This window comes from Streptosporangium jomthongense, assembly GCF_042650425.1.
GTDB lineage: Bacteria > Actinomycetota > Actinomycetes > Streptosporangiales > Streptosporangiaceae > Streptosporangium.
The window spans coordinates 65,200-78,544 of sequence record NZ_JBHSBC010000012.1; the positions used below are offsets into that span (position 1 = coordinate 65,200).

Genomic DNA, 13,345 nt, shown 5'->3' on the forward strand with positions numbered 1-13,345 from the left:
GACCCTCCCGGCGTCCCGTTCGTCAGCTCGCCGCCGCTTCCTGCAGCCTCTCCGGGGTGACCGCGCCGACCAGCAGGCGGCCGTCGTCGGTCAGCAGCGCCGAGAGCAGCTTGCTCTGGATGACCCTGCCGCTGCCCCACGGCCCGCTGACCTGCTTGGCCGACCTCAGCAGGGCGTCCGCGAGGGCGTTCGCGTTCCCCGCCGGGCCGTCCGCGTCCTGGGACCGGTTCGCGCCGAGGTCCTTGACGGAGAAGGGGAGCACCGCGACCGAGGTCCAGCCCTGCCCGACGACCTTGGCCCTGCCCTTCAGCGCCCGTTCCCGTTCCTGCCTGGCCCGGTCCTGCTCGCTGAACTCGTCGGCGGCCCGCTCGGTCACCTTCGCCCCCGCGGGCGGGGTGAAGGTGAAGTTCTCCGCGGCGGGCGGGGTGAACGTGACCGAGGTGAAACCGACCTCGAAGGCCGGTTCGGCGGCGCTCTTGGCGTAGACCTGCACCCGCAGGGGGACGAAGGTCTCCCCGTCGAGCGCCAGCTTGACCTCCTTGACCAGGGACGCGCCGTCCTTGGGAGCCAGGACGAGCTGGTAGGCGGGGCGGTCGGCGACCCGCTCGGTGTTGCTCACGCTCACCACGGTGTCCGTGGCCGCCCTGCTCAGCACCTGCTGCGCGGCCTGCTGCGGAGTGGTCGCGGAGGGAAGCGCGGTGGCGTGCTTGTCCTGCGCCTCGGGGTCCACCCCGTTGATCCGGGTGGCCTCGTTGTCCTCGCTGCGCCACAGCCAGACCTGGTCGCCGTTGACGATCAGGTCGGTCTCGCTCATCTTGCCCGGAAGAGCCAGCCTGAGCCGGTCCGCGCCGCCGTACCAGACCTTGAGCTCGTGTGAGCCCGCCAGCAGGGCGGCGGGTGAGGAGCCGCCCATGCCCGAGATCTCCGGCAGGCCGGGAAGTCCCAGGGAGGCTGTCTGAATGACGGTGCCCGACATGGGCTTCATGCCGGACCGGGAGGCCGTGGCGGCGTCGGCGAGCAGCTGCTGCGCCGTACGCGCGGGGAGTGTGGGCTCCCCCTGGACGGCTGCGATGACCGGGCCCGCTCCGATGGCCGCGGCTACCACCGCGATCGCAGCGACCGGCACACCCCATCTCGTCACGCGGCTTCGCCTTGTTCGTTCAGACATGTCACTCCTTTACGGTAGTGCGTCGATCGTTTCTGAAGGCAGCTTGCGTGACCGTTCCTGTGCCGGAGCTGAGACAGACTGAGAGGTCTCACAGGTTCTCAGCGGTCTCTCAGTGCCGCTGGCCGAAGATGGGGGCGAAGGCGGAGGTGGTGGGGGATGCGGGTTCTCGTCGTTGAGGACGAGCGGCGGATGGCCGCGGCGCTCCAGCGCGGGCTACAGGCCGAGGGGTTCGCGGTCGACCTCGCGCATGACGGCGAGGAGGGACTGCACCTGGCCAGGGTCGGCGACTACGACGTGGTCGTGCTGGACATCATGCTGCCGAGGATCTCCGGTTACAACGTCTGCAAGCAGTTGCGGGCCGAGGAGAACTGGGTGCCGATCCTGATGCTGTCGGCGAAGGACGGCGAGTACGACATGGCCGACGGCCTCGATCTGGGCGCCGACGACTACCTGACCAAGCCGTTCTCCTACGTCGTGCTGGTCGCCAGGCTCAGGGCGCTGCTGCGCCGGGGCGCGAACCGGCGCCCCGCCGTGCTGCGGGCCGGTGACCTGACCCTGGACCCCGCGCGGCGCCGTGTTTCCAGGGGGCAGCAGCCGATCGAGCTGACGCCCAGGGAGTTCGCCCTCCTGGAGTACCTCATGCGCCACCACGACGAGGTGGTCTCCAAGTCCGAGATCCTGGAACACGTGTGGGACACCTTCGACACCGACCCCAACGTGGTCGAGGTCTACGTGGGCTACCTGCGCCGCAAGGTCGACGCGCCGTTCTCCAGGAACGCGCTGCAGACCGTCAGGGGGGCCGGGTACCGGCTCGCGGGCGATGGCGGCTGACCCGCGCACGCGGGGCGGGCGCCGTACGGCCGGTTGGTGGCGGCGCAAGAGCCTGCGTTTCCGGCTGACCGCGGTCGCCTCCGCCGTGCTCGCGCTCGCGCTGGTCGTCTCGGCGTACGTGATGGTCGGCGTGCTGGGCCAGGCGCTGATCACCACCATCGACGACGCGATCTACCAGCGGGCGCGCGACACGGTCTCGCTGGCCGACGCCGGGCGGCTGCCGGACGAGCTGACCACCTCGGACGGCACGCTGCTGCAGGTGATCGACGGCCGGGGGCGGATCACCCACGCGACCACCGGCACCGACCGGCTGGTGCCGCTGCTGAGCGCGTCCGAGCGGGCCTCCGCGATCGCCAAGGGAAGGGCGCGGTTCGTCAACGGCGAGCCGTACGGCATCCCGCATCTGCTTCGGGTGCGGGTGCTCAGCGCGGACCGGGGGCAGAGTGTGATCTCGGCGCGCTCGTTCCGTGAGGTGGAGACCAGCCTCAGTACGGCCGGTCACGTGCTGGTCGTCGGCACGCCGCTGCTGCTCGTGCTGCTCGCCGGCGCCAGCTGGGTGATCATCGGCAGGACGCTGCGTCCCATCGCCGCGCTGCGCAGGGGCGCGGACGAGATCACCGACACCGCGCGTTCCAGGCGGCTGCCGGTGCCCGAGGCCAGGGACGAGGTGCACAGCCTCGCCACCACCCTCAACGACATGCTGACCAGGCTCGAACAGGCCGACGCGCGGCAGCGGTCCCTGGTCTCCGACGCGGCGCACGAGCTGCGCAGCCCGCTGGCCAGTATCCGTCTCCAGCTTGAGGTCGCGCTCGGCCATCCCGAGGGGCAGGACTGGCGGGAGACGGCCGAGGGCGTGCTTGAGGACACCATGCGCCTGTCCAGGCTGGCCGAGGACCTGCTCGCCCTGGCCAGGCTCGACGAGCGGGGCGGCCCCGCCCGCAGGGAGCCCGTCGAACTGGAGCAGCTCATCCAGCAGACCGTCGAGCGCTACGGCGAGGCCGTCACGGTACGGCTGCCCGCCCCGGCGGGCGACTCCCCCACGAGGGCGGCCGTGGTGACGGGCGACGCTCTCGACCTGGGGCGGGTGCTGGTCAACCTCGTGGACAACGCGCTGCGGTACACCTCGGCCCCGGTGGTGGTCGAGTTGCGCGTCGAGGGCGCGGACGCGGTGCTGACCGTCACCGACGACGGCCCCGGCGTCCCCGAACCGGACAGGGAACGGGTCTTCGACCGTTTCACCCGGCTGGACAGCGCGCGCAGCCGTGACGAGGGCGGTTCCGGGCTCGGCCTGGCGATCGTCAGGGAGACGGTCAACGCCCACGGCGGCGCGGTGCACCTGGAGGATGCCTCGCCTGGTTTACGGGCAGTTGTACGACTTCCGCTATCTTGACCGACGCTTGTCCATCATGTGCTTGGCCGGGAAGGGCCCGGAGACCTAGCGTCACTTTCATGACTTCCGCTGACGGCGGCGAGCGGGAGCTGATCCTGCGGGTCGCGACGCGGCTCTTCGCCGCCCTTGGCTACGACGGAACCTCGACCAGTCAGATCACCGAGGCCGCCGGGGTCGACGTCGCCACGCTCAACGAGCACTTCGGCGGCAAGCGGGAGCTGTACCTCGCAGTCCTGGAACGTGCCCACCTGGCCGACCTCGGCCAGACGGAGAGGGCGATCGCAGAGATCTCCGCCGCACCTCCGGGAGACCCCTTACGGGAGCCCGCGAGGGCCGTTCACCGCCTTCTCGACAGCTACATCGACTTCTGTGTCGAGAACCCGGACATCGGCGCGCTGTGGATGCACCGCTGGCTGTCCGACGCCAGCGACGTCACCGAGCCGGAGCGGCAGTACGTCCAGCCGATGGTCCGGCGTATCAGCGAGACCCTGCGGTCCCTGGCTCCGGGTTCGGCGGACGTGATGTTCACGGTCTGGACGGTGACGTGGTCGGCGCACGTCTTCTCCCGTGGCGGGGTGCTCGACGAGGAGGGCAACCACTGGACCCCAGGCGACCCGGAGATCCTGCGCCGTTTCCGCGCCTACATGCACGACGTGGTGCACCACGCCCTCGGCCTGCCGGGTGACCCGCCTCGGTCGTGAGTCAGGGCCGTGACCTTCGGTTCCCTCCGGCGGACGGTACGCGACGGACCAGATAACAAATCGATTTACCCCGGTCAGGATATTGCGGTAAACCCGTCGCGGGTTCACGATGGGGACGCTCACTTGTGCCTCTTCCGGGGCGCCGGGGCACCCCCGGCGGGCGAGACCGTCAGCACGAGCCAGGCATGTGTTCCCAGGCCTGCGGGACGGACCGTCTGCCGCCGTCGCGGGACCGCCCGCGGACAGGACCCATCGAAAGGCGAGGTGCGCCCCCGCCTCGCGATCGGGCCACCCGTTCCCCCCACGGGTGGCCCGATCCCATTCCGGTCCTCTCAGAGACCCGATCCGCGCAGTCCGGAGACGACGGCGAGGGCGTCACGGGCGGAGGCGGCGTCGTGGACCCGGAAGACCCGGGCGCCCTGCCAGGCGGAGACCGCGAGGGTGGCGATGGTCCCGGCGTGCCGCTCGTCGACAGGCAGCCCGCCGAGGGTCTCGCCGACGAAGTCCTTGTTGGAGACCGCGACGAGCACCGGCCAGCCGGTGCCGACCATCTCGCCGAGGCGACGGCTGATCTCCAGGGAGTGCCGGGTGTTCTTGCCGAAGTCGTGCGCCGGGTCGATGAGGATCGACTCTCTGGCGACCCCGGCGGCGGCCGCCCGCTCGGCGAGGCCGACGGTGTGATCGACGACGTCGGCGACCACGTCGTCGTAGGCGATGCGGTGCGGGCGGGTGCGCGGGGTCACGCCTCCCGCGTGCGCGCACACCAGGCCGATGCCGTGCCTGGCCGCGACGTCGGCCAGGCCGGAATCGACTCCACCCCAGGTGTCGTTGAGCAGGTCGGCGCCGGCCTCGGCGACGACCTCGCCGACCTCGGCGCGCCAGGTGTCGACGCTGATGACCAGATCGGGGTGACGGTCCCTGACCGCCGCGACCAGGCCGGCCACCCGGCGGATCTCCTCCGCGGGGTCCACCTCGTCGCCCGGTCCCGCCTTGACACCGCCGATGTCCACGATGTCCGCGCCGCCCTCGACGGCCCCGTCGACGGCCTTGAGCGCGGCCTCGAAGCCGTAGGTCCTGCCCCTGTCGTAGAAGGAGTCGGGGGTGCGGTTGACCACCGCCATGATCGCGAATTCGCCGGGCCGGAACTCACGGCCTCGCAGGCGCAAGATAGTCATCGATACCGAGCCTATCGGGCCGGTACCGGAGAGGCGGGCGCTCCCACCTGCGCCGCCTCCGGGGGTTGGGAAAACCGTGCCTCACGTGGAGGTCAGGCGGCCGACCCACCCTCGGCCACCGTGACGAAGTCCTGGGCGACGGAGGGCAGCCGCCGCCGCGCGTGGACGAGGGCGATCACCCTGCGGACCGAGGGGTCGAGGGAGCGGACCACCAGCCCGGCCCTGGCCGCCTGTTCGGCCATGCCCCGGTACCACAGCAGGGAGGCCGCTCCCGAGCGGACCGTGTTGAGCCAGTTGCCGCGCTCGTCGAGCTGTACGGCGGGCACGGGAGCGATGCCGTACTTGGTGAACAGGGCGTCGAACTCCCTGCGCCGGGCACTGCCGGGGACGGGCATGACCAGCCGCATGCCGTTGAGCCTGTTCATCGGGACCGGGTCGGGCAGGTCCAGGCCGGACGGGGAGATCAGCACGATCTCCTGGCGTTCCAGCGGATGGCTGACCAGGTCGGCCGGGACGGGCAGGTCCGTCAGGCCGAGATCGGCCCGCTGGTCCCTGATGGCGTTGACCACGCCGTCCCGGCCGTCGCAACGGACGATGTGCACGCGCACCCCTGGATGCTCGGCGGCGTAGGCGGGAAGGAGTCGTCCGGCCAGCCCCGGTTCGAGGCTGGGGGTCGAGGCGATGCGCAGTTCCGCGTCGGCCTGGTGGCCGTGGGCGGACAGTGCCTCGATCTCCCTGACTGCGTCGAGCGCCTCCCGGGCCAGCTTGACCACCCGGCGCCCCTGCGCCGTGACGACCACGCCGCGCCCGGAACGGGCGAACAACGTCATTCCCAACTCTCGCTCAAGGTCTCTGATCGCGCGGGAAAGCGCGGGCTGCGCGATGTACAGCGACCTGGCCGCATCTGTCATGGTGCGGTGCTCCGCCGTCGCGACCACGTAGCGGAGCTGCTGCAGATTCATGGCTTCGACGCTAGGACACGGGCCCGGGGTCGGTCCCGGACATTGCAGAGATCACCTTTGACGATTTCAGAATGTAACCGTATATAGCGACATCCGTGACGGATGATAAATCAGTATGCTTACGCCCCAAATTCGATAAAAGTCCGGTCATTCGTGGACGGCCGGACACTCGGGTTAACGGGGAGACAGCGTGACAGGCAACGGGCACAACCCTCCACAACCACCGTGGCCTCAAGGGCCTCAGGGCCCCCAGGGGCACCCCCGTCCCGCACCGCCGCCTCCCGCCTGGCCCGCCGCGCCGCCTCAGGGACCACCACAGGGGCCGCCTCAGGGACCGCCTCCCGGTCCGCCGCCGCAGGGAGTGCCCGGACAGCCGTACCCGTCCGCGCCGCAGCCTCCTCCCGGGCAGGGTTTCCCTCCGGGTTACGGCTATCCGCCGCCCGGTCAGGCGGGCCCAAGACCCGGCCCCAACCAGGGATACGGTCACCCGCCCGCCCCGCCGCAGGGCTATCCGTCCCAGAACCCGGGACCGCAGGGCTACCCGCCCGCGGGCCAGGGGTACCCGCCGCCGCCCGCGCAGGGCTACCCCCGGCCTGGGCCCCAGGGGCAGCCGCCCTACCCCGGGGCGCCCCAGGGGCAGCCGCCGTACGGCGCGCCGATCCCGCCACCGCCTCCCGTCCCGCCCGCTCCGTGGCAGCCGCCGCAGCGGCGCTCGGGAGGCGCCGGAGTGATCGTGGTGAGCGTCTTCGGTGTGATCGCGCTGCTCTTCATCGGGCTCGTGGTCGCCGGGTCGGTCATCAAGAACCGTTACCGGGACTCGGCCCCGCACTTCGCCGTGCCCACCTACACGCCCTCCCCCTTGGAGACCTCGCGGCCGGCCACCGAGGACACGCCCACACCCACACCGACGGAGACGCCGCAGGAGACGAAGCCGACGGACGTGCCCAGCCCCTCGAAGGAGGTCGTCCGCAACACCACCCTGGAGGGCAACACCCTCTACCGGACCGGTGGCCTGCCCACGGTGAGCTGTTCCGCGGGCTCGCCGAGCATCTACAGCCACAGCCAGCTCAAGGGGCTGATCCTGAAGACCTCCAAGTGCCTGGACAAGGGGTGGTCGCGGATCCTCGGCGAGCAGGGCATCGACTGGAGCCCGCCCGGCTACGCCATCGTCTCGGGCAGGGGACGCGGGGCGTGCGGGGACTTCCCCCAGATCGGCAGCATCGTGCCGTACTACTGCCCGCGCAACCACACCATCTACGCCTCGACCGGCGCCATGGCCAAGGGATCGGGCAACAGCCTCGGATACGGCCAGATCGTCGGCTGGCACGGCGCGATCATCAGCATGATGGCCCATGAGTACGGCCACCACGTGCAGCAGCTGACCGGCCTGTCCGACAGCTGGTGGCAGAAGACGCAACGCTCGTCGAGCAGGAGCGGCAGGCTCGCGCTGAGCCGCAGGTTCGAGCTCCAGGCCACCTGCTTCGGCGGGATGTTCATGCGTTCGGTCGCGAGCACCTACCCGGTCACCCCGGCCAGGCGCAACACGCTCTACTACTTCTACTCACGGGTCGGGGACTGGCCCGGTTACCCCCGTGACCACGGGACTCCGGCGAACAACAACCGCTGGTTCCGCCAGGGCTACGAGAAGAACAAGACCTTCCAGTGCAACACCTGGCTGGCCTCCTCCTCCTCGACGTCATAGCTTAAATACTCATTAACCGAAGTTTGGTTGTCTGTCTGCCATGTCCATGTATGGGGCTAGAATCCTGCCAATTCCATGTAATCGGGGGACCTCGGCTGTTTTGCCAGGTGGACCGGGGTAGGACGCAGTAGGAAGCGGTGTGATCATGCGCCATGGGCAGGGCCCGGGGGACTCTTCCGGCGATGACGGGAAACGGCACGCCCCTGAGCAGGACCCGGGGGTCACCCCCGGCGCCCCCGCCGCCGACGTTCCCGGCGCTCCGGGAACCCCCGACGCCCCCGGTGTTCTCGGCGCCCCCGGTCCTCCCTCCGCCGGGGCCGGCGAGGGGGCCGGGGAGACCGCCCGGCCCCCGGGAGAGGACGCCCGGATCCCGCAGGGCCCGGGAGACCTCGCACAGGGCCCGCCCCCCGTGGCGCGACCGGCAGGGAAACGGCCCAGGTTCGCCAAGCCGCTGACGACGGCCTCGCTCGTCGGCTGGACCGGGCTCTCGGTGGTCCTGCCCGGCGCGGCCCACCTGCGCGCGGGACACCGCCGTACCGGCTACGCGCTGCTGGGCGTCTTCGCCGCGCTCCTGGTCGCCGCGGCGGTCGTCGCGTTCGTCGTCCTTCCCGGCAACGTGGGCTTCCTGACCAGGGACAGCACGCTGACGAGCGCGGTGGCCCTGGCCGGCGCCGGAGCCCTCGCCTGGTTCCTGATCGTGCTGTCCTCCTACATCTCCCTGCGTCCGAGAAGGCTCAGCGGCAGGGGACAGATCGTCTCCGGCGTCGCGATCGGCCTGCTGTGCGTCGGGGTGATGTCGCCGTTCGCCCTGGTGGCGAACACCGTGCTGACCGCCAAGAACACGGCCAACGCCATCTTCCAGAGCTCGACCGACAACCCGGCCGTGGTCCCCGTCAAGCACGAGGATCCGTGGAACGGACGCGACCGGGTGAACTTCCTGCTCGTCGGCGGCGACGGCGCGGGCAACAGGGACGGCATCAGGACCGACAGCATGACCGTGGCCAGTGTGCAGGTCTCGACCGGCAACACGGTCATGTTCAGCCTGCCCCGCAACCTGCAGCACGTCCGCTTCCCGCCGGACGGCACGCTCGGCAGGCAGTTCCCCAACGGCTTCATGCGCGAACTGCCCAACGGCGGCCTGCTCAACGAGGTGTGGCAGTACGGCGAGGAGCACCCCGAGGTCGTCCAGGGCAAGGACGGTCAGCGCGGGCCCAGGGCTCTCATGGAGGCGATCGGCTACACCCTCAACCTGAGGATCGACTACTACGCGCTGATCAACATGTTCGGCTTCGCCCACCTGGTCGACGCCATCGGCGGCCTGAAGATCCGGGTGGACAGGGACGTCCCGTGGGGCGGCCTCTACGGCACCGCCGGCACCATCAGGGCCGGCTACCGGACGCTGTCGGGTGAGGAGGCCCTCTGGTACGGCCGCTCCCGTGTCGGCAGCGACGACTTCTCCCGGATGAGCCGCCAGCGCTGCGTCATCGGCGCCTTCGCCCAGCAGGCGACCCCCTCGGTCGTGCTCACCAACTTCGTCAAGATCGCGAACGTCGCCAAGAAGATGGCCAAGACCGACATCCCCCGTGAGCTGCTCGACCCGCTGACCGAGCTGGCCCTCAAGGTCAAGAACGCCAGGATCACCAGCCTGCAGTTCGTGCCGCCGGAGTTCTACTCCGGCTCCCCCGACTGGCGGAAGATCCGCGCCGCGACCGTCAGGGCGCTGCGCCAGTCCGAGCGGCCCGCCCGCCGGGCCCAGGCCGCCGGGGTGACGGCCTCGCCGGGCGTGAGCGGGGCAACGGCCTCCCCCACGGGCGGCGACGGCACGCCCGCGGCGACCCCCTCGACCACGCGGCCCACGCCGCACCGGACGGCGCCGCAGACACCGCGCGAGACGCCCACCCAGAACGGCGCCACCGCCAAGTCGCTGAGCGAGATCTGCGGCTTCTGACCCACTCGTCCTGGGCGGGCGGGCCCCGGTTCTGCGCCCGCCCGTCCAGGGGTCCGGTGGCAGGCCGGAGCGGTCCCCGGTGCCGCGATCATGTCCGCCGGGACAGTGATCGGCGACCTTCCGGAGAAGGAAATCAACCCTGGCGTTTTGCTAGGATTGGTGACATAAGGCCTGGTCAGAGGCATTTTTCACGGCTGGACGGGGCCGCCGGAAATGCAGGAACGTGGGGAGAGTTCGATCCCCTCGAATCCGGTGGTGCGCCATGCGAGTCCTGATCCAGCTCCGCCCAACCCCCGACATCGTCGCGGCCGTGGCCGACCCGGGTGTCGCCACGACCACGGCCGACGTGTCCGACGGCCTGCCCGGGGTCGTCCTCGACCACTCCTTCGTCCCGGTCGCGGTGCCCCGCCCGGTACCGGCGGCCGGGGGCGACCCGCTGTCCCTGAACCAGGCACTGACCTTCTCCTTCGCCGCCGAGCACGCCTCGGTCCTGGTCCGCGGCGAGATCTCCGACGACGAGCTCTCCACCAGGGTCACGCTGCTGCCCAACACCCGCTCCGACGTCATCGGGGTGCACGCCGACCCGGTGATCGGGTCGAGCATCGTCTGCGGCGGCGACGCCCCCGTCGGCGACTGGCACGACGTGGAGCGGCTGCTGCGCGTCGCCGAGCTCAGGTCGGAGGGGCTGGACGGCTCCGGCGTCCCCCTGGCCGTCGTGGACACCGGCATCAACGCCGCACACGTCGCCCAGCGCATCGGACACGCCCCGATCATCGACTCCGCCCACAGCTGGAACCCCTCCGGCGTCTCCGGGACCGCGGGCCGGTTCGAGGTCGACCACGGCACGATGTGCGCCTTCGACGCGCTGATCAGCGCCTCGAAGGCGTCGTTGATCGACATTCCCGTGCTGCTCTCCCGGCGTCCCGGCGGCTCGGAGATCGACGGCCTGCTCTCCGACGCCGTCGCCGCCTTCGCCCACCTGCGCACCGTGCTCGACTCCCTGCCCGCCGCGACCCGGTCGCTGGTCGTCAGCAACAGCTGGGGCTCCTTCTCCCCCGAGTGGGACTTCCCCGTCGGCCACCCCGGCAACTACTCCGACAACGCGGCCCACCCGTTCAACCTGATCGTCTCCAGCCTTGAGCAGGCGGGCGCCGACGTGCTGTTCGCCGCGGGCAACTGCGGGCGCGACTGCAGGGACCGCCGGTGCGCCTACCCCGACCGCCCGATCGGCGGCGCCAACTCGCACCCGAGCGTGCTGTCCGTCGCCGGTGCGGACACCGAGGGCGAGCGGGTCGGCTACTCCTCCCAGGGGCCCGGCCGTCTCGCCCAGCGCAAGCCCGACATCTGCTCCTACACCCACTTCTCCGGCTCCGGGGCCTTCGGCGAGGGCTCGCCCGACTCGGGCACCTCCGCGGCCTGCCCCGTCGCCGCCGGACTGGTCGCGGCCATCCGCACCCGCTGGCCCGCCGCCGTACTGTCCCCCTCGCAGCTGCGCACCCTGCTGCACCGCACCGCGGACGACCGGGGCGGTGTCGGCTACGACTACGACTACGGCTACGGCCTGCTGGACGTCGCGGGGGTTCTCGCCGCGCTGCGACGCAGAGACCGGCGTGCGGCGTAGCGGCGGCACGGTCATGGTCCTCATCACCGTACGGCTGCCGCCGCAGGCCACACTCGAACAGGCCACGCACCGCCTCGGCCTCAGGGACGAGGAGGTCGACCTGGGCTACGACCTGGTGCTCATCGATCCCCGCAGGGGCCTGTACGGCCTGCGCGTGACCGAGGCCGCCGCCGACCGGATCTCCCCGGTCGCCTTCGGAGGCACGGGCCCCCACTCCGACCCCCGCATCGAGCCGTACGGCCCGCCGCGCTAGGCCGAGCACCGGCGGGGAAACACGAAAAGGCCCAGCCGAAAAAAGAAGAAAAACCGGAAAACCGTATCTCCTTTTCTGTCACGTAGCCTTCCGGAGGCATTTCCGGAACAGGTGGCGGCCGTTTTCCCGCCTTTTCCGCTCCCTGATCCTCGTGCACCCTTGGTCCGTGGAACCCGGCGCCGGCCCCCTTATCCCGGCGCCGGGGAAATCATTCACCGTGACCATGGAGGGGAAATGCCCGAGAGGAAGAGCGATTACGGCCCGGCACGATTACCGGGGGCGGTTCGCACGGCCGCCGTACTCGTCGGGGCCCTGTCCGCCGTCCTGGCCACGGCCGGACCCGGAGTGGCCCTGCCCGCCCCCGCCCCCGCCACGGCTGCGGCTGCGGCCGCGCAGTGCGGTGACGTGGTGACGGCGAACCTCGTCCTGACCGCCGACCTGGTGTGCCAGGGCACCGGGCTGACCATCGGCGCGGACAACGTCACCGTCGACCTCGCGGGCCACACCGTCAGCGGGGCGCCCGCCGTCCAGATCCCCGACCGCAGGGGCACGACGCTGGTCAACGGCACGCTCACCGGCTCCCAGTCGCTCATCGCCGCCGGTTCCCAGCTGATCTCGCCGATCCCGCTGACGGTCTCGGGAGTCCGGCTCGGGGCGCAGACGAAGCTGACCAACGCCTCCGCCGTCCTCGGTCAGGGTTCCGGCGGCTGCACGGTCAACGGGATCAGGGCCCAGGACTCCTGGGTGACGCTCGACGGCTGCGAGGCGCGCGACCAGCTGTATCTGCGCCAGTCGACGGGCACCGTGCGCGCGAGCAAACTGACCTCCGGCTCCCTGCGGCTTGAGCAGTCCAGCAGGGGGCGCTACGAGAACAACGTCTTCGACGACTTCACCGTGCTCCTCTACGACATGTCCCGCGAGAACGTGTTCACCGGCAACGTCCTGAAGAACGCGGAAAGCGCCTTCTACACGGCCATGCCGCAGTCGCCGAACGTCACCAACACGATCCAGGACAACGACATCAGGAACAACGACATCGGCTTCGAGGCCGATGACGTCACCGGTTTCACCATCAAGGGCAACCGGTTCACCTCCAACCGCACCGCGGGCGTCCTCGTCGACAACGGCATCAGGCGCGCGAACTCGGAGTGGATCTCCGGCAACGTGTTCACCGGCAACGGCCTGCGGCCCAGCGGGGTCAAGGATCGTGACGGCAACCCGGTCGCGGGTGGCGTCCACGTCCGCACCGTCCCCGAGTCCCGGATCAACCTGTCCGGCAACGTCGGCAGGTTCAACGGCGGCTACCTCATCTGGGCTCCCGCGGGTCAGGTCGTCGACGGCGGCGGCAACAAGGGCCCCTGCGGGCCGGTGCCCAACCCCGACCTGACCTGCCTCTGACCACGCGTTCCCGCGTTCCGTTCCATCCGCCGTCCTCTCGGCCCGCCGACCTCCGTGCGCGCCGAGTCCACGCTGGCGGATTTATCACCAAATTTCAGGAAAATTGGTGTGGGCAGGTTCGGCGGAGCCCGATCGCCGAAGACGGCACGCGTGACCGTCGCCGCCGCGCCCGCGGCGACCGTGCTCGGGGCGGCCC

11 protein-coding genes are annotated in these 13,345 nt (G+C 70.8%); 8 read left to right on the forward strand and 3 right to left on the reverse strand.

Annotation, left to right across the window (positions count from 1 at the left end; translation table 11 throughout):
* Window positions 1-22 precede the first annotated feature (22 nt).
* Window positions 23-1,141: a LolA family protein gene (locus ACFOYY_RS12065; protein WP_352009377.1), complete on the reverse strand. Its 1,119-nt coding sequence runs from the start codon at window positions 1,139-1,141 to the stop codon at window positions 23-25.
* Window positions 1,142-1,324: 183 nt separating this feature from the next.
* Here ACFOYY_RS12065 and ACFOYY_RS12070 point away from each other — a divergent pair, with 183 nt between their 5' ends.
* The 3 genes from ACFOYY_RS12070 to ACFOYY_RS12080 are packed head-to-tail and all read left to right on the forward strand — an operon-like array spanning window position 1,325 to window position 4,090.
* The gene (locus ACFOYY_RS12070) at window positions 1,325-1,999 is read left to right on the forward strand and encodes a response regulator transcription factor (RefSeq protein ID WP_352009376.1); all 675 of its coding nucleotides are present in this window, start codon (window positions 1,325-1,327) and stop codon (window positions 1,997-1,999) included.
* The gene (locus ACFOYY_RS12075) at window positions 1,989-3,389 is read left to right on the forward strand and encodes a sensor histidine kinase (RefSeq protein ID WP_386189818.1); all 1,401 of its coding nucleotides are present in this window, start codon (window positions 1,989-1,991) and stop codon (window positions 3,387-3,389) included. Before ACFOYY_RS12070 ends, ACFOYY_RS12075 begins: the two co-directional genes overlap by 11 nt.
* 59 nt (window positions 3,390-3,448) lie before the next feature.
* Window positions 3,449-4,090 carry a TetR/AcrR family transcriptional regulator gene (locus ACFOYY_RS12080; RefSeq protein ID WP_386189819.1) on the forward strand — a complete coding sequence of 214 codons (642 nt, stop codon included), beginning with the start codon at window positions 3,449-3,451 and terminating at the stop codon, window positions 4,088-4,090.
* Between the two features lie 332 nt (window positions 4,091-4,422).
* Here ACFOYY_RS12080 and folP read toward each other — a convergent pair whose 3' ends face one another.
* Together folP and ACFOYY_RS12090 are read right to left on the reverse strand one after the other, a co-directional pair.
* The gene (gene folP, locus ACFOYY_RS12085) at window positions 4,423-5,265 is read right to left on the reverse strand and encodes a dihydropteroate synthase (RefSeq protein WP_386189820.1); all 843 of its coding nucleotides are present in this window, start codon (window positions 5,263-5,265) and stop codon (window positions 4,423-4,425) included.
* Between the two features lie 92 nt (window positions 5,266-5,357).
* A complete protein-coding gene (locus ACFOYY_RS12090; protein ID WP_352009372.1) occupies window positions 5,358-6,227 on the reverse strand; it encodes a LysR family transcriptional regulator in 870 nt (289 codons plus the stop codon).
* Window positions 6,228-6,588: 361 nt separating this feature from the next.
* Here ACFOYY_RS12090 and ACFOYY_RS12095 point away from each other — a divergent pair, with 361 nt between their 5' ends.
* The 5 genes from ACFOYY_RS12095 (at window position 6,589) to ACFOYY_RS12115 (ending at window position 13,149) form a co-directional block, all read left to right on the forward strand.
* Window positions 6,589-7,929, forward strand: a complete 1,341-nt coding sequence (locus ACFOYY_RS12095) for a neutral zinc metallopeptidase (protein ID WP_386189821.1) — start codon at window positions 6,589-6,591, stop codon at window positions 7,927-7,929.
* 145 nt (window positions 7,930-8,074) lie between these two features.
* Window positions 8,075-9,877 (forward strand): LCP family protein, encoded by a 1,803-nt coding sequence (locus ACFOYY_RS12100; RefSeq protein ID WP_386190051.1) that lies wholly within the window; start codon window positions 8,075-8,077, stop codon window positions 9,875-9,877.
* Window positions 9,878-10,139: 262 nt separating this feature from the next.
* A complete protein-coding gene (locus ACFOYY_RS12105; protein ID WP_362916691.1) occupies window positions 10,140-11,498 on the forward strand; it encodes a S8 family serine peptidase in 1,359 nt (452 codons plus the stop codon).
* A complete protein-coding gene (locus tag ACFOYY_RS12110; RefSeq protein WP_352009368.1) occupies window positions 11,488-11,751 on the forward strand; it encodes a hypothetical protein in 264 nt (87 codons plus the stop codon). The genes ACFOYY_RS12105 and ACFOYY_RS12110 overlap by 11 nt, the downstream gene beginning before the upstream one ends.
* 234 nt (window positions 11,752-11,985) lie before the next feature.
* Window positions 11,986-13,149 (forward strand): right-handed parallel beta-helix repeat-containing protein, encoded by a 1,164-nt coding sequence (locus ACFOYY_RS12115; protein WP_386189822.1) that lies wholly within the window; start codon window positions 11,986-11,988, stop codon window positions 13,147-13,149.
* Window positions 13,150-13,345: the final 196 nt, after the last annotated feature.